This window comes from Geomonas sp. Red32, from assembly GCF_023652955.1.
Lineage (GTDB): Bacteria > Desulfobacterota > Desulfuromonadia > Geobacterales > Geobacteraceae > Geomonas.
In genome coordinates this window covers 17,688-35,733 of sequence record NZ_JAKLOY010000010.1, presented here as the reverse complement: position 1 = coordinate 35,733, position 18,046 = coordinate 17,688, and the positions used below count along the sequence as shown (strand labels likewise).

The 18,046-nt window shown below is 56.4% G+C and carries 19 protein-coding genes and 1 tRNA gene; 18 read left to right on the top strand and 2 right to left on the bottom strand.

What is annotated here, in order from left to right; genetic code table 11:
* Window positions 1–196 precede the first annotated feature (196 nt).
* The 16 genes from L4X63_RS20425 (at window position 197) to L4X63_RS20350 (ending at window position 15,634) form a co-directional block, all read left to right on the top strand.
* Window positions 197–559 (top strand): BRO-N domain-containing protein, encoded by a 363-nt coding sequence (locus tag L4X63_RS20425; protein WP_250680513.1) that lies wholly within the window; start codon window positions 197–199, stop codon window positions 557–559.
* A gap of 211 nt (window positions 560–770) precedes the next feature.
* Complete coding sequence (locus tag L4X63_RS20420; RefSeq protein ID WP_250680512.1) at window positions 771–998, top strand: hypothetical protein; 228 nt, start codon at window positions 771–773, stop codon at window positions 996–998.
* A 489-nt stretch (window positions 999–1,487) separates the two neighbouring features.
* Window positions 1,488–2,021, top strand: coding sequence for a hypothetical protein (locus tag L4X63_RS20415; RefSeq protein ID WP_250680511.1), 534 nt, complete (start codon window positions 1,488–1,490; stop codon window positions 2,019–2,021).
* Window positions 2,018–2,662 carry a hypothetical protein gene (locus L4X63_RS20410; protein WP_250680510.1) on the top strand — a complete coding sequence of 215 codons (645 nt, stop codon included), beginning with the start codon at window positions 2,018–2,020 and terminating at the stop codon, window positions 2,660–2,662. The genes L4X63_RS20415 and L4X63_RS20410 overlap by 4 nt, the downstream gene beginning before the upstream one ends.
* Window positions 2,655–3,203, top strand: coding sequence for an HD domain-containing protein (locus L4X63_RS20405; RefSeq protein ID WP_250680509.1), 549 nt, complete (start codon window positions 2,655–2,657; stop codon window positions 3,201–3,203). The genes L4X63_RS20410 and L4X63_RS20405 overlap by 8 nt, the downstream gene beginning before the upstream one ends.
* Complete coding sequence (locus tag L4X63_RS20400; RefSeq protein ID WP_250680508.1) at window positions 3,193–4,026, top strand: ParB/RepB/Spo0J family partition protein; 834 nt, start codon at window positions 3,193–3,195, stop codon at window positions 4,024–4,026. Before L4X63_RS20405 ends, L4X63_RS20400 begins: the two co-directional genes overlap by 11 nt.
* On the top strand, window positions 3,953–4,252 hold the full coding sequence (locus L4X63_RS20395; RefSeq protein ID WP_502799931.1) for a helix-turn-helix transcriptional regulator: 300 nt from the start codon (window positions 3,953–3,955) through the stop codon (window positions 4,250–4,252). The genes L4X63_RS20400 and L4X63_RS20395 overlap by 74 nt, the downstream gene beginning before the upstream one ends.
* A gap of 187 nt (window positions 4,253–4,439) precedes the next feature.
* Window positions 4,440–5,417, top strand: coding sequence for a hypothetical protein (locus L4X63_RS20390; protein WP_250680506.1), 978 nt, complete (start codon window positions 4,440–4,442; stop codon window positions 5,415–5,417).
* 211 nt (window positions 5,418–5,628) lie between these two features.
* Complete coding sequence (locus L4X63_RS20385; protein ID WP_250680505.1) at window positions 5,629–5,928, top strand: DUF167 domain-containing protein; 300 nt, start codon at window positions 5,629–5,631, stop codon at window positions 5,926–5,928.
* Window positions 5,929–6,177: 249 nt separating this feature from the next.
* Entirely contained in the window at window positions 6,178–6,966 is a 789-nt protein-coding gene (locus L4X63_RS20380) for a TIGR04255 family protein (protein WP_250680504.1), read from the top strand.
* Entirely contained in the window at window positions 6,963–7,469 is a 507-nt protein-coding gene (locus L4X63_RS20375; protein ID WP_250680503.1) for a hypothetical protein, read from the top strand. The genes L4X63_RS20380 and L4X63_RS20375 overlap by 4 nt, the downstream gene beginning before the upstream one ends.
* Entirely contained in the window at window positions 7,466–7,885 is a 420-nt protein-coding gene (locus L4X63_RS20370) for a hypothetical protein (protein ID WP_250680502.1), read from the top strand. The genes L4X63_RS20375 and L4X63_RS20370 overlap by 4 nt, the downstream gene beginning before the upstream one ends.
* A 331-nt stretch (window positions 7,886–8,216) precedes the next feature.
* Window positions 8,217–9,707 (top strand): type I restriction-modification system subunit M, encoded by a 1,491-nt coding sequence (locus L4X63_RS20365; protein ID WP_250680501.1) that lies wholly within the window; start codon window positions 8,217–8,219, stop codon window positions 9,705–9,707.
* Window positions 9,708–9,814: 107 nt separating this feature from the next.
* On the top strand, window positions 9,815–10,864 hold the full coding sequence (locus tag L4X63_RS20360; RefSeq protein WP_250680500.1) for a restriction endonuclease subunit S: 1,050 nt from the start codon (window positions 9,815–9,817) through the stop codon (window positions 10,862–10,864).
* A 2-nt stretch (window positions 10,865–10,866) separates the two neighbouring features.
* On the top strand, window positions 10,867–14,265 hold the full coding sequence (locus tag L4X63_RS20355; RefSeq protein WP_250680499.1) for a DEAD/DEAH box helicase family protein: 3,399 nt from the start codon (window positions 10,867–10,869) through the stop codon (window positions 14,263–14,265).
* Between the two features lie 235 nt (window positions 14,266–14,500).
* Window positions 14,501–15,634 carry an Lcl C-terminal domain-containing protein gene (locus tag L4X63_RS20350; protein WP_250680498.1) on the top strand — a complete coding sequence of 378 codons (1,134 nt, stop codon included), beginning with the start codon at window positions 14,501–14,503 and terminating at the stop codon, window positions 15,632–15,634.
* A 475-nt stretch (window positions 15,635–16,109) separates the two neighbouring features.
* Here L4X63_RS20350 and L4X63_RS20345 read toward each other — a convergent pair whose 3' ends face one another.
* Together L4X63_RS20345 and L4X63_RS20340 are read right to left on the bottom strand one after the other, a co-directional pair.
* The gene (locus L4X63_RS20345) at window positions 16,110–16,454 is read right to left on the bottom strand and encodes a helix-turn-helix domain-containing protein (protein ID WP_250680497.1); all 345 of its coding nucleotides are present in this window, start codon (window positions 16,452–16,454) and stop codon (window positions 16,110–16,112) included.
* Window positions 16,423–16,701, bottom strand: a complete 279-nt coding sequence (locus tag L4X63_RS20340; RefSeq protein WP_250680496.1) for a cytotoxic translational repressor of toxin-antitoxin stability system — start codon at window positions 16,699–16,701, stop codon at window positions 16,423–16,425. Before L4X63_RS20340 ends, L4X63_RS20345 begins: the two co-directional genes overlap by 32 nt.
* 377 nt (window positions 16,702–17,078) lie before the next feature.
* On the opposite strand from L4X63_RS20340, the gene L4X63_RS20335 reads away from it, so the two are divergent.
* Window positions 17,079–17,154: transfer RNA gene (locus L4X63_RS20335), tRNA-Lys, on the top strand.
* Between the two features lie 682 nt (window positions 17,155–17,836).
* Complete coding sequence (locus tag L4X63_RS20330; protein WP_250680495.1) at window positions 17,837–18,007, top strand: hypothetical protein; 171 nt, start codon at window positions 17,837–17,839, stop codon at window positions 18,005–18,007.
* The last annotated feature ends 39 nt before the right edge of the window (window positions 18,008–18,046 follow it).

Sequence of the window (18,046 nt, the reverse complement as noted above, 5' to 3'; positions counted from 1 at the left end):
GGGGCGACGGATACCATGTCCGAGGAATTTTCATAGCCTTAACGCTGGAATTTGGAAGCGCTGGGAGGGGGCATGAGATTGAGAAAGGAAGACCTCGTCGCAATAGCTGACGAGATCACAACCCGGATAGACTTGGATGCCCTTGCCTCCTCCCTAGCCCCGAAAGTGGCGTGAATCCTGCGTGAATCGGAGGACCATGAGCAACCGCCGTTTTCAATTCGAGTCCCAGCAGGTCCGCACGGTGATGAAGGACGGCGAGCCGTGGTTTGTGGCGGCGGATGTGTGCGGTGTGCTGGACGTGTCACAGCCCCACCATGCAGTTGCTCGGTTAGATGATGATGAAAAGGGTAGTGACATTATCACGACCCCCGGAGGCCAACAACTGGTCAACGTTATCAACGAATCCGGCCTTTACTCCCTGATTCTGACCAGCCGCAAGCCGGAAGCCAAGCGCTTCAAAAAGTGGGTGACTGGCGAAGTTCTCCCCACGATCCGCAAGACCGGCTCCTACGGCGACCCCATGGCGGCCCTGAAGGCATCCGCCAAGCCCAAAGATTGACGCCAGCCCCCCCAGCCCTGGTTGCTGCTCAATCCCCTGCTCTGCCCCCGGCTGCCCCTGCACGTACTATCACCTACCCTCCGTTCGGTATTATCGCCCCCGCTAAAGAACCGCCGGTCGACAGCCCCTGCAGACCCTCCCGTCCCCTCCCCCACCACTTCGGGCACTCCTTGGTCTCACCTTCGGAGTGCCTCAAACCCGGGAAACGCTCATGGTACTGGCCCGCTCGGCCGACGACCTCATGACCGACCTCTCCGAGCTCGTTTCCAGCTCCGCACAGACCGCCGCCTCGGTCTCCGAGACCGGCACCGTGCAGGAGGTCCGCCAGACCACCGACCTCACCTCCCAGAAGTCGCGCCAGGTCTGCGCCCTCTTCCGCCCTGTGGCACTCCGCTTCGGCAGCCGGGGCCGAGGTGCTTTTCTCCGGGATGGGGAGTGACGGCACCCAGGCCTTTAGGCCATCAAGGAACAGGGGGTGGTAACCGTGGCCCAGGATCGCGAGAGTTCGGTGGTGTTCGGCATGTCGGCACGGCCGCGGCAATGGGGGGGCCCGTCACGAGCGATCCCTTACGGGAGCGTCCTCAAGAGCATCTCCGACCTGCCTGATTTGTCTCGACTGTCCCGGGCATAACCTGGTAGTCAAGCGCTGCTGATGTTGCCCCCCCATCTTGTACGGCTCTCCAAACCCTCACCGGCCCCCCATCCGGAAAATTTTTCCTCCCCCAATCATGGTCTCCAAAATCTCATTGGATGATGACACCACTGCTGATCCCCTAAAAAGATCTCTGGTTCTCCCACATCTCCATCTTTCAACCATCTCCCCACGATCTCCTCGTCCTCCTTTTGATACGCCCTGAAGGCCGCTGAAAAGCATCAAGGGGGGTTGCCGTCCCGTTCATACAAGAGAAACCCCTTTGAAGGAGGCAACATGCCAAGCAAAGTTCCCTACCAGAAACCTCTGCGGCTGCCAGATCTCGAGCGGCTCACGGTCGACCTCTGGAGGGTGGACCTCTCCAGGAAAATCCACTCACCCAAGAACAGAAAGAGCACTGGTGCTTTTATGGACTCGGCCCTCTGCTACTTCGCGCCGTGGCTGGTGTATGAAGTCGCCGTCGCCGCTCTCCCCGGCCTTGACTGGGGCTCTGATCCCGCGTTCACCCACCACCGCCGCGCGATCGTCGCATGTGTCGTGGACAAGCTCAAGACCGTCGGCGCCATAGAAGAGGCGCTCCTTACCAGCCCGAGCCACTACTGTGGCAAGTTCCGAATCTGCCTGGGCCATGGCTATCAACCTTCGACCGACCAGGATCACTGGCTTATCCCCATTTCCCCGGCGTTCTTTTGGGGCGAAGAATATGAGGGGGTGCCTCCCCTGGCCCAGGTGGTCCAGGCCCGCCGTCTTACCGGGCTTGCGGGTCTGTGCTATGTCACTCCGCTGAACGGCAAAGGAGGCATCAAATGAAGAAGCGCGCCTTCACCTGCGGTTCATGCGGGCACCTCAACATCCCCCTGGCCGCCGACCACTTCCGCGGGTTCGCTTATTGCCTGACCTGCGGTTCCTTGGAGGAGGTCGATCCTCCAAAACATGTCCGGACGGCCCGGACGCTGTACCGCGAGTTTGCAAAGAAGACTGGCCTACCGGTCAGCACGCTCTTCGAGTTGCAAAAGCGCGGGGTGCTTCCGCGCGACCTGGCCGACTGCACCCCTGAACACCGGGCGGCCGCTGGCGCGATCCAACTGGCGCTCGGGTCAGAAGATATCCTAAGGGCAGCCCTTGCACGGCTCCCGAAGGCCAGAAGGGAGGCACTCGTGCATCCGGTACCATCCGATGGTCTTCTCACCAAATGGCAGCGCCATGTGTTGGACTCCTACATGCTGCAGTACCAGCATGAACAGGATTTCAATGCTCCACGCCCGGGAGAAAAGGGGAAAGGCTACGGCAGCTCCGTGAGCACCGTGGCCGACATGATCCTGCACCTGGAGGGGAAATTTGGCCTGCCGGCGGATATTACCCGTGCTGAGGTCAAGAGGCTGAAAAAGGTCGCCTACAACCGTGTCAGGCGCGGCCAGGGGCAGACGGCGGAAGGAGGTGGCCGTGTCTGAGATCTCCTTCAACTACAAGATAAGCCAGGAGTTCTGGTCGGCGTGCCGCGGGATGCCGAACGGGCACCTCGGAATCATCTTCGACATCCTTTGCCTGCTGGACGCCGACGGCTTAGAGAGCTCGGTCCGGAGCCGTTACCGGGCGATTGGGCAGTATGGCCTCCAGGGGCAGGTTACCTTGTTGGAGCACAGCATCAACGTAGCGACCATTTGCAGGGTGCTCGCCGCCGGTAGGGTCATCGAAGTCCTCGCAGTCATTGCCGGGCTGGGGCACGACTGCGGGAAGCTCCCATCTCTCCACCCGGGGCCGTACGTGGCCGCGATGCACGCACATTGGAGCGCCGAGCATATCCGCTATGTCATCGAGGGAAGGCTTCCAGAGGTGCAGGCCGAGGCGGTTGTGGAGGCTATCAGGCGCCACCATCTGGCTGGCGGGGGAGCGCTGCACCGGGTGCTGCGTGAGGCGGACGGTCGTGCCCGAAGCGAAGAGATCCAGACCATCATTAACAGATCGGTGGGAGGTAGGCAGTATGGGCTATGACCATGAAATCGTGACGAGGAGCGGCCCTGTCAGCAGCGATCCCCCAAAGGGCGTTGTCGGGCTTCATCCCCTATCGGCGCTCCTCCCAGCCCTGGACGAGCGTAGCTTTCGAGCCCTGCGCGACGATATCGCCGCCCGTGGTCAACTGTCCCCTATATGGCTCCATCAAGGGCTGATCGTCGACGGCCGTCACCGTTACCGGGCCTGCCTTGAGCTGGGAGTGCAGCCTTGGTGCGAAGAGTGGGACCAGCGGGGCGATCTGCTTGAATTCATCCTGGGGCTGAACCTGAGGCGACGGCACCTGACGGCAACGCAGCGGGCGGTGGTAGCGTACCGCCTGCTGCCGGTGCTTGAAGAAAAGGCCCGGGAGAGGCAGAAGAGAAAACCTGAGGGATCAGTTCCGGAAATGTTGCCGGAAGCTTGGGGCGACTCCCGGGACCAGGCCGCCGCTATGGTCGGCGTCTCTGGCCGCTACGTGTCCGATGTCAAGCGGATCGCGCTGGAGGCTCCAGACAAGATGAGCGCCATGGGAGCAGGCGAACTCACGCTCCAAGGGGCAAAGCGGCAACTGGGCCGAGATAGGGAACACGACAGGGCGGCCGACGGAGGAGATTGGTCCCAGGCCGCGCGGTGGGCAGCCGACACGGTCCGCCGGCTGGAAAGGGTAGCGAACGGGGATCCCCGACTCCTGGAATCCCTGGAGAGGGTTCAATCCTACATCGGAGACCTGATCGGCGAACTCTCCGCACATGGGCGGCTGGCCGCTGGTGCTCACAACGAGGAGCAAATGGAACTGTTCGGGAGGCATCATGACCACGCGTAGAAACCTCGAGCAAGCCCCGGCTCCAGCTGTTCCGGTGAGCAATGAGCTTCCCTTGACCGGTTTGGTCCGGCTGTCAACCGTGTTGCAGTTTATCCCCGTCTCTAAGAGCACCTGGTGGGAAGGGGTAAGGACCGGCCGTTTCCCACAGCCGATAAAACTCGGGCCGCGGACCACGTGTTGGAGGGCTGCTGATATCTCAAAGATGATTTACGGCGAGGACAAATAGGCCGAAGGGGGGTGGAGCGCAGCAGCATCGCGCTCCTGCAGCCCCCCTCACTCTACCCACGGAGAGAAATGGCCCGTAACTCTCATTCTTTGCCTATATAAATTAACTGTCAATTGCTTTTCACGATTGTTCATGTTAAAAGCCCACTGTTGTCCTGTAAAGTCCAATATGAGAGATGGGGGACCGAGTGAGTTCAGCTGAATGGGTAATCAGAAACGAAGACGACGCGTGGGCGCTGCTAAAAGAAGCATGTTCCGTAAAGGAGCTAAGTGCCTTCGACATCAAGTTTGATAACTGGCCAGTCCTGGACATCAAACTGGTTGGTGACCAGTTCAGCTCCAACCTGTCTACGAAGATGATGGAAGCTTTTATCGAACTGCAGAAGAATATCAACCGCACCTACGCAAGACTGTACTATAATTACTCCACTGCACGGGGGATAACCAACGAGGACAAGGAACAGATCGAGCTTTTCGTGCAGGTATCTCCAGGGAGTTCTGAATACAAAATCAACCTCCAGAAGATCGTAGAGAAGTTTGTGAAGGGGGTGGCAGGGAAGATGACTGGCAAGCAAGCGACCATAATTATTGTCTCTGGTGCTTTGATGTGGACCAGCCACTCCGCCTTTAAGGCATATCTGGAAAGCCAGAAGGAGATGAAGGGGATTGAGATGCGGCAACTGGCCGGAGATCAAGAAACCCAGAGGATGAAAATCTTCGCCGACGCCATGAAGCATGAGCCGCAGGTCGCATTTACCAAAGCTGACGCCGAAGAAGTCTACAACAAGGTACTCAAGGCAGCGAGCACGGCGAAGACGCTACAGATGTCGGGCACTAAGATCAAGGGACAAGAAGCACAGAAGTTGGCACGAGCTACGAGATCCGTCTCTGAGGAAGTTAATCTCTCCGGAGAGTACCGAGTGGTAAAAATCGACAACTCAAAGTCGGACCATTTCGAAGTAAAAGTCAACGACGGCATGGAGGGGATGTTCACGGCTCGACTAGACGACTCCCTGATTATCTCCCAGGACGAGGTCTGGAAAATCCTCGAAGCGGCTTTACGGAGCCGCGAACCTGTACGTCTCATGATTGAAGGTGTTAAGGTTCGCGGCGAGATCACCAAAGCCACGATCACTGATGTTCCTGTTCGTCATGCTCGGAAATAGATAAGAATTATTTTTGGAGTTACCCTTTGAGGTATGCCGGAAACAAGCCTGGCAAATTGATGTTGCAAAAACAGTTACTTGCAGCTTCAGTTAGACCGACTATCTCGCCATTTAAAAAAGGGCCGGTCATTATGACCGGCCCTTTTGCATATCAGCATTCACCTTCCCGCCTCCCCCCACTCAGGCTTCAGGGTTCAAGGGGCCCTTCCGAATGAAGAAACCATTTTACACCTGGGAAGGCGACACCCTGGTGCTCAACATACTCGGCACCCCCAACGCCAACCGTGACGCCATCGGCAAGGTAAAGGGCCATCAACTCTGCGTAAGCGTGACAGCCGTTCCCCTCGCCGGACGCGCCACCGACCACATGGTCCGTTTCCTCGCCGAACAATTCGGCGTCAAGGTTAGCGACATAGAAGTCGTCTTCGGTCGCATGAACGTGAACAAACAGCTCCGGATCAAGTCCCCCAAGTGGCTCCCCTCCGTCATCGGCCAGCAGGAGTTGTACTGAAGTCATCAGCCCCCCTCGGGGTGGCAAATGTCCAATGTCTGGACCTGCCCCTTGGTGTGCCCCTGATAGTTTCGCTCATTGGGGCTTTATCGAAAAGCAGCCTGTCCCCTTTTCCTCCTTCTGTCCCCTTTTCCTCCTTTTCCTCCTCTAAGTGGGTCGATAAAGAATGGGGACCCGTATGAAACGGTTACGCACCCAAGATGCATTAAACAGTATGCACACTCCCAAAATCCTGTTATAAATAACCGCATGAGCGCTACCCTACCCAATATAACGATAGATACCAGGGAGGAGTTCCAACATCTTAGCTTGGCACCTGTCGCGGAAGCGGTCATTGACCTTCGGGCTGTGGCGACTGAGAACTTTGACGAGAAGTCCGCCCTCAACCACCTTACCCCCCTACTAGAGGGGTACAGATATTTAGATTCCCATCAGGAGGTTCAGATCAAACAGCACCTGAACCTCCAAGGTGAAGCCCCCCCCCCTCTGGAACATACCTTAACGTGGAAGGGCCTCAGGTTCACAACCAACGAAGGCAACAAGATAGCCCAGTTCGGCCGTACCGGTTTTTCTTTTAGTCGGCTTGCGCCGTATGACCAGTGGGAAATGTTTTTTGATGAGGCCATGAAACTGTGGGGAATCTATCGACTTCTAGCTAAGCCGGAGGAAATAACAAGACTCGGGCTTCGGTTCATCAATAAAATTGATCTTAAACCGGGCGATGGTGACTTTGAGCGCTATCTCAACTCAGCACCCAAGCCTCCGAAAGGTCTTAGCCTACCTTTCCTAGGGTTCCTGCATCAAGAGACCTTTGCTGCCCCTCCACACCCTTATGCAGTGACGCTGGTTCGTACCATACAGGAGCCACAAGAGCCAGGGGCTGGGTTCAGCATCATAGTGGATATAGACGTCTTTACTCATTTTGTACGCAATTTCAGTGAGGACCTTATTCCTAAAATGCTTCAGGAAATGCGGTGGTTAAAGAACAGGGTATTTTTCGGTAGCATCTCCGAAGCCGCTCTGGAGGATCTGAAATGATAGTCGAATCACTGGCAATCGGTGCAATCAGTGCAACTATTGGGTTTTCTCCCATACCGATGTCGTCGGCACAAAGTCCGGTGGCAAGATTCGTTACTGAAAAAACAGTCTCCAACCGGAAACATCTGCAAAGTGCAAAGATATTCGGCCTTGACCAGCCGGATCAAGAATTACAGGCCATCTACAGTGAGTGTAAAGACAAGAACTGGGATGGATATGGCGCATTCCCTGTTCTTGAGGAGACCTACCAGGCTGCGCGGCTGTTCCTAATCGCTCTTCCTCTTGGGTCACGGATGCCATCTATTGGTGCCGAGCCTGATGGTCACGTCACTTTTGAATGGTACCATGCACCCCGTCAAGTCCTGTCTATTAGCATAGCCCCCGATGGAATGCTCCACTATGCTGGGCTTTTTGGGAGCAGCAGGGCCTATGGGTCTGAGGCATTTTTAGGAAGCATCCCCGCCCGCATTCTTGACTTGATAAAGACGGTTCCTTCTGCGTGACGACTGCTAACGTTGATCAAGAGGTGTGCGAAACCGAAACGCTGGCACGCTTTATCGTCCAGAGCAGCTATATTCGCCGAGCCAGTAATACTGTTAAGCAGGATGCCTTCATCCCCCATCCACACGATGATCTGTCTGTGACAAGACATTTGGAGTTGAGCGAAGAGAATCTTTGGGAGATAGGCGCCGGTGTTGCCCTGGAGAGAGAAAAAACGCTTTACGGTCGTGCTGATAACCTCGCCTCAGACTACAACCGAATGAACCTCCATATCCTGCCAGACCCGATACCTCCAACAGAACAGAATATCGGGAACCCCAACCATGCTGTTGTCAAAGGATGGCCGGCAGATAAACCATCTCAAAAAATGCTAGCTTTGGAGATTGCCTCCAAAGCCAAATTCACACCGGCACCTTAAGAATAATCATCTGTACTGTCCTTTCCCCATGTCGCCTCACTAATCAGACCGACTATCTCCCATTAAAAAGTAGGGGTTACGGCTTTTAGCTGTAACCCCTACTTTTTATTCTCTGTCGTGTGGTCTCTAGTGTGGTCTCTGTGGTGTGTGCTAGCGTCAAACGGAGTGGATAAAAAACCGGTTCCTGTAATGAGAATCCGATTTATTCACCAGGCAGTTAGTTCTTTAAAGATCGGCTTGCCTCAGACAGTAAATTGCAATAGATTGTCGCAGGTTTACTTACTAAACCCCTCTAATGCACTTACCCAGCAAATGATTTATAAGGAATTTCATGATAACCGGCGAGATCAAATCTAAAGTCGACCGCATCTGGGACACCATGTGGTCCGGCGGCATATCCAACCCTCTCTCGGTCATCGAGCAGCTCACCTATCTCCTCTTCATCAAGCGGCTCGACGAGCTGCACACTCTCAAGGAGCACAAGGCGGCGCGTACCGGCAACCCTATCGAGGAGCCGGTCTTCCGTCCGGACCAGGACCACCTGCGTTGGTCGCGGTTCAAGGAGACTGCGCCGGAGACGATGTTCACCTTGGTGCGCGACGAGGTGTTCCCCTTTATCAAGACCCTTGGACAGAAGGGGGAGGAGGACGGCGAAGGGGGCTCCACCTACACCCACCACATGAAGGACGCCCTCTTCATGATGCCGACCCCGCGCGTCCTGGCCAACGTAGTCGATCAGCTCGACAGCATCGACATGGCCGACGCCGATACCAAAGGGGACCTGTACGAGTACATGCTCGGCAAGATCGCCACTGCCGGGCAGAACGGCCAGTTCCGCACCCCGCGCCACATCATCAAGCTGATGGTTGAGATGATGGCGCCCACCCCCAAAGACAGGATCTGCGACCCGGCCTGCGGCACCGCCGGCTTTCTGATCGCGGCCTCTGAATACCTGCTTAAACACCACAGCGGCGAGATCTACGGCAACGAGGCGGCCCGCCTCAGGTTTAACGAGGGGACCTTCCACGGCTACGACTTCGACTCCACCATGCTTCGGATCGGCAGCATGAACATGCTCCTGCACGGAGTGGAGAACCCCGACATCCGCTACCGCGACTCCCTCGCCCAGAGCGATGACGACGATGCCGAGAAGTACTCCCTGATCCTGGCCAATCCCCCTTTTGCAGGGAGCCTCGATTACGAGTCCACCGCGAAGGACCTGCAGCGGATCGTCAAGACGAAGAAGACCGAGCTTCTCTTCATGGCCCTGTTTCTGCGTCTGCTCCAGAGCGGTGGTCGGGCGGCGGTCATCGTCCCCGACGGCGTGCTTTTCGGCTCCAGCACGGCCCATAAGGCCCTGCGGAAAAAGCTGGTGGAGGAGCAGAAGCTCGACGCCATCATCTCCATGCCTTCGGGGGTGTTCAAGCCCTACGCCGGGGTCAGCACCGCCATTCTTTTTTTTACCAAGACCAACTCCGGCGGCGCCGATCAGGTCTGGTTCTACGACATGCAGTCCGATGGGTTCTCCCTCGACGATAAGCGCAACCCCCAGCCGGAAAAGAGTGACCTCCCAGACATCCTCGCCCGTTGGCAGAACCGCTCCGGCGAGGTTTGCCGTCAACGTACCGACCGGAGTTTCCTCGTCCCCAAGGCGGACATTGCAGCCAACGACTACGACCTCTCCCTCAACCGCTACAAGGAAGTTGAGTACGAGGCAGTCGAGCACGATGCGCCCAGGGTGATTTTGCAGCGGTTAGCAAGGCTGGAGGAGGAGATTAGCCAGGGGGTGAAGGAGTTGGAGGGGCTATTGGGATGCGAGTAGCCCTAAGTCAGATAGCCCAAAGTATTGACTATGGGGTTACTGCGTCCGCTTGCGAATCAGCAATTGGACCCAGATTCCTAAGAATCACCGACATTCAAGGTGGATGTGTGAACTGGGAAACCGTTCCTTGGTGTGAATGTAGTGAGAAGGAACTCAAAAGTTCTAGAGTGCGTTGCGGTGACATAGTATTCGCAAGAACTGGGGCAACGACAGGAAAGAGCTATTTGATTAAGGAGTGTCCAGAGGACACAGTTTTTGCTTCCTATTTGATTCGTGTTCGACTCGACCAAAAGGCTGACCCCTGCTATGTGAGCCATTTTTTCCAGACCGAAGACTACTGGAATCAAATCACGAAAGGGGCAAGAGGGGCAGCACAGCCCGGAGTTAACGCGTCCACCCTAAAAACACTCGAAATTCCCCTCCCACCTATCAAAGAGCAGAAGCGGATTGCGGCAATTCTCGATGCGGCCGATGCTTTGCGAACCAAACGCCGCGAATCTCTCGCCCAGCTCGACACCCTGCTTCGATCGACCTTCCTCGACATGTTCGGCGATCCCGTAATTCATTCTAAACCTCAAAATGTACATAGCTTTTTTGAGGTGACGAGCCGGATTACTTATGGGTTTACTTGCCCAATGGAACACGTTCGCGAAGGTATTCCCATTATTACAGCGAAAAATGTTCGTCAGGGGGAAATCGATTTTGAAAACTGCCATTTTGCAACTCCTACGCAGTTCGAGCAACTGACGGACAAATGCAAACCAGAACCAGGTGATCTTCTGATTACTAAGGACGGAGCGATTCGAGGGCGCTGCGCCTTGGTGAAGACCAAATTACCGTTCTGCATAAGTCAAGCGGTAGCTTTGGTTCGTCCTGATCGATCATCAGTTGTACCTGAGTATCTGTGGGGATACATCGTTAACTACAGGATACAGAGAAAAATCATGGAAATGGACAAAGGCGCTGCAATGCCACATCTTCAGATTACTGAGTTGGGCAAGTTTCCAATCAAGCTGCCTCCTCTCGCGCTTCAGCGCCGCTTCGCCGCCGTCGTAGAATCCGTCGAGCAACAAAAAAACTGGCTCCGCGCCCATCTAGCCGAACTCGACACCCTCTTCGCCTCCCTCCAGCACCGGGCCTTCAACGGAGACCTGTAGCAATGAGCAACTTTGCCTTCCTTCCGAAGGAATTTCGCGACATCGCAGATTCGGCCAGCCGGGCGGAAGGCTATATTCTTGCTGACCCCCGTTCGGCCTGCTTCTACGCCCGCCTTGGTCTGGAGGCAGCGGTGAAGTGGCTCTACCGTCACGACAGCTCCCTGCGCATGCCGTACGACGACAGTCTTGGGGCGCTTCTCCACGAGCCGACCTTTCAGCGCACTCTGCCGCAGGCGGTCTTCCAAAAGGCGCGGGTGATCCAGAAGGTGGGGAACCAGGCGGTGCACGGCACCCGGGCAATCCGCCAGTTCGATGCCTTGCAGGTGGTGAAGGAACTCCACCACCTCTGCTACTGGCTGGCGCGGACCTATACCCCCGGCGCGGTTACGGGGACGATCATTTGGCATGATGCCCTGATCCCCAAGCCGGCCGCGGCAGGGGAGGGGGCGGCCTCGCAGAAGCAGTTGGCCGAGCTGGAACGGAAGCTTGAGGAAGAGAGCCGGCAGCGGCTGCAGGAGCAGCAGGCGCGGGACCTCCTCGATGCCGAGCTGCAAAAGCTGCGCGAAGAGCTGGCGCAGGTACGCGCCCGGGCGGAGCAGAGCACCGATACCCACAACTACACCGAAGCCGAAACCCGCCACTACATCATCGACTTCGATCTACACCGGGCGGGGTGGCCGGTGGACAAGACCAACGGCCGGGATACTGAGTACGAGGTGACCGGCATGCCCAACGCGAAAGGCGTTGGCTACGCCGATTACGTCCTCTGGGGGGATGACGGCAAACCGCTGGGGGTGGTGGAGGCGAAGAAGACCAGCGTCGATCCCGTGGTGGGGAAACAGCAGGCCAAGCTCTACGCCGACTGCCTGGAGCAGATGCACGGCCAGCGACCGGTCATCTTCTTCACCAACGGCTACGACATCTGGATCTGGGACGACTGCGCCTATCCCCCCCGCCGGGTGGCTGGTTTCTACAAGAAGGACGAGCTGCACCGCCTGATCATGCAGCGCACCCTGAAGGCAAGCCTCAACGTTGCCGGGATCAAGGACGCCATCGTGGAGCGTTACTATCAGAAGCGGGCCATCGGCAGCATCTGCGAGCAAATTTCCAAGGCCCGGCGCAAGGCGCTCTTGGTCATGGCGACCGGCACCGGCAAGACTCGTACCGCTATCGCCCTGGTGGATCTCCTGCAGCGCTGCGGCTGGGTGAAGCGGGCGCTCTTCCTCGCCGACCGGGTCTCCCTGGTCAACCAGGCGGTGAACGCCTTCAAGAAGCACCTCCCCGAGGCGAGCCCGGTCAACCTGGTCACCGAGAAGGAGACCGAAGGGCGGGTCTACGCCTGTACCTATCCGACCATGCTCAATCTCATAGATGCCACCGACGGTGAAACGGCGCGCTTCGGGGTCGGTCACTTCGACCTGGTGATCATCGATGAGGCGCACCGTTCGGTCTACCAGCGCTACGGGGCGATCTTCAAGTACTTCGATTCCTTGCTGGTCGGGCTCACCGCCACCCCGCGGGAGGAGGTGGACCGCAACACCTACGATCTTTTCGAGCTGGAGCAGGGGGTGCCGACCGACGCCTACGAACTGGAGACGGCGGTCCGGGACGGCTTCCTCGTGCCTCCCCGGGTGCAGCAGGTCGACCTCAAGTATCCGCTCAAGGGGATTCACTACGACGAGCTGAGCACGGACGAGCAGGAACAGTGGGAGAGCCTGGACTGGGGGGACAACGTCAACGTCCGGGACCCCAAGAAGGTCGAGCCGGGTGCGCTGAACAACTGGCTCTTCAACGCCGACACCATTGACAAGGTGCTGCAGTACCTGATGGAGCACGGTCACAAGGTGGACGGCGGCGACCGCTTGGCCAAGACGATCATCTTCGCCCGCAGCCACGAACACGCCATCGCAATCGAAGAGCGCTTCGACCACCACTACCCGCACTACCGGGGGCACTTCGCCCGGGTGATCGACAACCAGGTGAAGTACCCCCAGAGCCTGATCGACGACTTTTCCATCAAGGAGAAGGCGCCGCACATCGCCATCTCCGTAGACATGCTCGACACCGGGATCGACGTCCCCGAGGTGGCGAACCTGGTCTTCTTCAAGCCGGTGTACTCCAAGATCAAGTTCTGGCAGATGATCGGCCGGGGGACCCGCCTCTGCCCCGAACTGTTCGGGCCGGGGGAGGACAAGCAGGATTTCCGCATCTTCGACTTCTGCGCCAACTTCGACTTCTTCCGCGAGAACCCGGAGGGGATCAAGGGGAGCGACAGCGCGCCCCTCAGCACCCGCCTGTTCCGCGCCAGGGTGGAACTGTTGGCTCACCTGAAGCGGGAACCGGCCCTCGATCCGGAGAAGGAGCTCGGCGCCTCCCTGGTAACCGGCCTGCACGGGATCGTGGCGGCCATGAACAGGGAGAACTTCATCGTTCGTATGCACCTGCAGACGGTGGAACGGTTCCAGGATCCCAAGGTGTGGGAAGCGCTGAGTGACGAGGACCACGGGACGCTCCACCGGGTGGTGGCGACCCTGCCGACCGAGTTGGAGCCCGACGACCTGGAGGCGCGGCAATTCGACATGATCGCCCTGCGGATGCAGTTGGCGTTGGCGCAAGGGGAGAGGCGGAAGTTCGAGGACCTCCGCACCAAGGTTGTGGAGATAGCCGAACTCCTGCAGGAGAAGACGACCATTCCCGCCATACGGCAGCAGTTGGCCTACCTCTCGGCCCTGCAGGAGCCGGGCTTCTGGGACGGTGTCAACCTGCTGGTGGTAGAGGAAATGCGGTTGCGTCTGCGGGATCTGATCCACTTTCTCGATCGCCAGATGAAGCGGACGCTGGTCTACTCGGACTTCAAGGATGAGATCATCGGGGTGCGCGAGGAGGAGGTCGTCTACCTGCCGAAGATGACCGGCGCCCAGTACGAGAAGAAGGTCAACGACTTCCTGCGCAGCCACCTGGACCATCTGGTAATCCACCGCCTGCGCCGCAATATCCCCCTCACCGCGACTGACCTGCAAGGGCTTGAGCAGACCCTGGTGGAGATAGGAGAGGGCGACGCCCGGCTGTTGAGCGATCTGCTGGAACGGAGCGGCGCCCCGTCGCTCCCATGGTTCGTGCGCAGCTTGGTAGGCCTCGACCGCGCCGCCGCCCAGGAAGCGTTTTCCCGCTTCCTCGCCGACCGTAGCCTCACTGCCAGCCAGATACGCTTTGTCGAACTGATTATCGACCAACTCACCGCCCGCGGGGTCATGGACGCCGCGGCCCTCTACGAAGCGCCGTTCAGCTATCTCCACGCTGGCGGCCCTGACGGGCTCTTTGCAGGCAAGGACAACGTCATCGACGGGATCTTCGGTGCCCTCGCCGGAGTACACACGGGCTTACAGACGCAGGCTGGATAACGGGCGAAGGCCAGACAATGCTGCCATGCTTAAATCGTTTCAAGTTGAGAGGCCACGGTTTGTGGGGAGTCTATGGGGCCAAACGTGCAACACTGCAGGTATCAGAGCAAAAAGTTGCAACTTTGCAGGCATGGCCCCATTACCACCCACTCGACTGCCATACTGTTCACCCCGCAATGCCAAAGGAGTCAGGGCTGCGGAAAGAGCCGATTATCAAGATAAAGGTAACACCGACATGAACACCCAAAACTTTACGTTCCTATCTTCCAGTTTTCCTGATCTTGCAGAATGTGGCACCAAGGCAGAGGAGCATGTATGGACAGACCCCACAGCATCAGTCATGCGGTCCCGGATGTTCCTCGAAATAACCTTGAAGTCTGTTTCCGAACACGAAGGCGTCATGGACGATCCGACGTTGAGCCTGTCCCAACGCTTAGGCACCGAGCTCAAATCTTATTTTCCGCCCCTCCTTCTCGATTCTGTCCATCGTGTACGAATTGAAGGGAACAAAGCTGTTCACTGTGAGCCACAATCAACTAAAATAGCAATGGAAGTTCTTAAAAACATATTCGAGATAGGTAAATGGCTTCATTCCAAGTATATATCTCCCGTTAATCAGAAGTTCGTTGGGCCTGCCAATCCAGCCGATCAATACCAGAATGATGATAAAGAGTTAAGAGAAAAAGACGCCCTCATAAGAAGCTTGTCGGATAAGCTACTCGAGAAAGAAAAAGAATTGCGGGAATCACCACGTGTATCGTCTCCCCCCAGAAAAGGAGCGTCACCATTTACGGCATTGTTTGAAATAGACGGTTTCGAGTTCGGGAAGAATGTTGTCAAAGACACCAGAACCGGGCTGTTCTGGGCGAGGAACGGCAACCTCCCCGACTTTCCTCCGTATGGGCATCTACATGATTGGGGTTCTAGCACGAAGATAGGATTTGATTGGCTTGAAGCGCAAAAATGGGCAGAAGAGTTGAATTTAGATGGACACTACGATTGGAGGCTGCCTACCAACGCAGAGATCATGCAATTATGTGCGTATGCACGTGAAAAAGGGTTTGGTTCCTTCCCGAGAATAACAAATGACCAAGCCCATAGAACGTGCTCTATCGCCTCATATTTTTGTTCAATCGGTTTTAAGGGTGTCATATCCAATATTGCAAAAGGGACTTACTGGACCTCAGACATTGATGCAAATGGTGTAATATGGGAAGCTAACCTTTCTACAGGTAAATTAGACAACTTCACGAATGCACGTAACTCATTTCTGGTTTGGCCTGTAAGAGACGGAGGAGTAGCTGTTAGTGACGGCTTCAAGAAACACTGGCACATTATTGAGGACTATTTTGAGAGGTTGGGGCGGTAACCAGCCCTGTCAACGCTTGAAAAATAAAAGGGCCGACAATGGGGCCATGCTTAGATTGTTTCAAGTTGAAAGGCCACAGTCGTGGGGTGTCTTTGGGGCCAAACATGCCACGCTGCAGGTACCTGAGCAAAAAGTTGCCACTTAGCAAGTGGCCCCATAGCCGCTCCTGACAGGGCCTTTTTCGCCTAGCGTTCCCCTCCATCGCTCGTCACCACTTCATCGCCCAAGTGCTTCCCCTTCTGAAGGTAGTCCGTTACGTAGTCCGCGACCGGAACGAAAAAAGGGGACAGGCTGCTTTATCGAAAAGTAGCCTGTCCCCTTTTCCTATTCTTATTTGCCCCCCTCGGGGTGGCAAATGTCCAATGTCTGGACCTGACCTTGGTGTGCCCCTGATAGTTTCGCTCATTGAGGCTTAATCGAAAAGCAGCCTGTCCCCTTTTCTTCCTCCTTCAGCCGTGGCCCCTTTTAGTCTGCGCTAAAGCAACCGTCGGTGGTCGCAGTCTAGTACTGCGGCTAGCCTCTTTGCGTTCACCACGCCAATGATCCGCTTCCCGTTTTCCATCTCGCTTATGTGGCGCTGTGGGATTCCAGTCGACGCTGACAGTTCAACCTGGGTCAGACCTTGGCGGTGCCGGTAACCAGCCAAGGTGGAGCCCACGGCATTCTCCTGAAACTCAGGGAAGGCCTCGCGCCAAGCGACGCTTTCATCCACTTCTTGACAACCGAGCTTTGCAGCATACGCTCTCAGCTCCTGAAGTTTCTTTGCTGGCCCGGCAAAGTGCGCAACCTCAGTATGGGGCTTTTTCGTGCGTTCCAACATATTTCACCTCGACCAACTTGATGTTCTTGTCTAGCACTTCCCACACGGCGACATAGGTGGGGTTACCCTTTTTGAGGTGACAGTGGTGCTTGCCGTCCGCCAGTTTCGAATAATTCGGCCAATCACCGCGAATCGGTCCGAGGGCCTCGATGTCGCCTACAAGAGCATAAAGGATCTGGCGTAGCGGCTTGCTAAGCTTGTCCTTCTGCTTCTCAGCAATTCGGGACATCCTGACGTACCAAGCCATAATATACCTTTTATTAGTATAGGATCAAGCATCCATGTTAACTCTCACACCATGAACGCCTCAAGTTTACCCCTAAAACGGTCAGAGGTAAGTGCTCGATTCTCTGTCTGTTACGCTCATTGGGCCTTTATCGAAAAGCAGCCTATCCCCTCTCCCTCTCCCTCTCCCTCTCCCTCTCCCTCTCCCTCTCCCTCTCCCTCTCCCGGAGCGGCAGACCTGGGAAAAGCGACGCTCGATACCCTGCTGCCGATGTTCGCGGGCGGATGACTCGATGCGAAGCCCGAACGCTTATCGCTAATTTAAATTGATTGCATTTACAATATCGATAATTCCCATTTGAATAAAGGCTTTCGATTTGCTATAAATCGGTCTGTCCGGGGCCGCTAGCTCAGTTGGTAGAGCAGTAGACTCTTAATCTTCAGGTCGTTGGTTCGATCCCAACGCGGCCCACCATTTTCAGAAAAGTCCCAGATGAGTCATCTGGGGCTTTTCGCGTTCTGGAGCGACCGAGGGACGTACTCGAATTTGATGACCACTTGAAGGCTTTTCACCCCCCGAATGTCAAATATCAAGTACGTCCCCTAGCAACTCCAAGGGCCAAAGGTGGGATCTGGGAAGGCTTGGCCCTCCAACTGCAGACCAAATCGGCTATTCTGGCCGGAAGATCCAGGCGAGCCTCCGAAGGGTCCGGTCCGGATCGCCTTCCCTCCACATGCCGCCGGATATCTCTTCCCCGACCTCTACCCGATGGGTGTGCCGCAGTAAACAAATCTCCTGCCCCTCAAGCGTCCACTAAAATTAAAAAATTTGAATAATACAAGGTTGGCTGTAAGCTTGGGGCATGTCCCCGGAAGGCAAGACCAGACGGCAATCCTGCCAACTTCGCTCATGGCGAAGGAAAGGAGGTTCCTGTATGGGAGTGCGAATAAAGCGAAATTACCACCAACTGTCGCCAGCCAAATTTTTTTCCCTAAACAACCGGATCAGGCGATCCCTTGCCGGTTGCCCTGTTATACCGGAACCACTGTGGGGGTCCTACACCTCGCAATCCGACAAGTATGAAGACGCCTACCTGAAGGCTTCCTACAGAGGTACGCTCGACATTGCCGAACGCGATATGCTCCAGGCATCGCTGATGGCAATCTTAGATGAGATAGCGTCGGTCCTGGAAGGGGCGGCGGTCCGCAAACCTGAGATCCTTCTCAGTTGTGGATTCGACCTGACCAAGGAGCGCCGGAAAGGCACCCGGTCTAAGGGGGCCGCTTCGGACGACTCCAAAGAGGTCCAGGTCGACAATGCCGGATAGCATTGAACACGAGACTCTGAAACCGTAACCTGCCGGGGA

What these genes read in the sequence shown, in the direction of transcription:
- L4X63_RS20425 (WP_250680513.1), top strand. Translation starts at nt 197, where the DNA reads ATGAGCAACCGCCGTTTTCAATTCGAGTCCCAGCAGGTCCGCACGGTG.
- L4X63_RS20420 (WP_250680512.1), top strand. Translation starts at nt 771, where the DNA reads ATGGTACTGGCCCGCTCGGCCGACGACCTCATGACCGACCTCTCCGAG.
- L4X63_RS20415 (WP_250680511.1), top strand. Translation starts at nt 1,488, where the DNA reads ATGCCAAGCAAAGTTCCCTACCAGAAACCTCTGCGGCTGCCAGATCTC.
- L4X63_RS20410 (WP_250680510.1), top strand. Translation starts at nt 2,018, where the DNA reads ATGAAGAAGCGCGCCTTCACCTGCGGTTCATGCGGGCACCTCAACATC.
- L4X63_RS20400 (WP_250680508.1), top strand. Translation starts at nt 3,193, where the DNA reads ATGGGCTATGACCATGAAATCGTGACGAGGAGCGGCCCTGTCAGCAGC.
- L4X63_RS20395 (WP_502799931.1), top strand. Translation starts at nt 3,953, where the DNA reads ATGGGCGGCTGGCCGCTGGTGCTCACAACGAGGAGCAAATGGAACTGT.
- L4X63_RS20385 (WP_250680505.1), top strand. Translation starts at nt 5,629, where the DNA reads ATGAAGAAACCATTTTACACCTGGGAAGGCGACACCCTGGTGCTCAAC.
- L4X63_RS20380 (WP_250680504.1), top strand. Translation starts at nt 6,178, where the DNA reads ATGAGCGCTACCCTACCCAATATAACGATAGATACCAGGGAGGAGTTC.
- L4X63_RS20375 (WP_250680503.1), top strand. Translation starts at nt 6,963, where the DNA reads ATGATAGTCGAATCACTGGCAATCGGTGCAATCAGTGCAACTATTGGG.
- L4X63_RS20365 (WP_250680501.1), top strand. Translation starts at nt 8,217, where the DNA reads ATGATAACCGGCGAGATCAAATCTAAAGTCGACCGCATCTGGGACACC.
- L4X63_RS20355 (WP_250680499.1), top strand. Translation starts at nt 10,867, where the DNA reads ATGAGCAACTTTGCCTTCCTTCCGAAGGAATTTCGCGACATCGCAGAT.
- L4X63_RS20350 (WP_250680498.1), top strand. Translation starts at nt 14,501, where the DNA reads ATGAACACCCAAAACTTTACGTTCCTATCTTCCAGTTTTCCTGATCTT.
- L4X63_RS20345 (WP_250680497.1), bottom strand. Translation starts at nt 16,454, where the DNA reads ATGTTGGAACGCACGAAAAAGCCCCATACTGAGGTTGCGCACTTTGCC.
- L4X63_RS20340 (WP_250680496.1), bottom strand. Translation starts at nt 16,701, where the DNA reads ATGGCTTGGTACGTCAGGATGTCCCGAATTGCTGAGAAGCAGAAGGAC.
- L4X63_RS20330 (WP_250680495.1), top strand. Translation starts at nt 17,837, where the DNA reads ATGGCAATCTTAGATGAGATAGCGTCGGTCCTGGAAGGGGCGGCGGTC.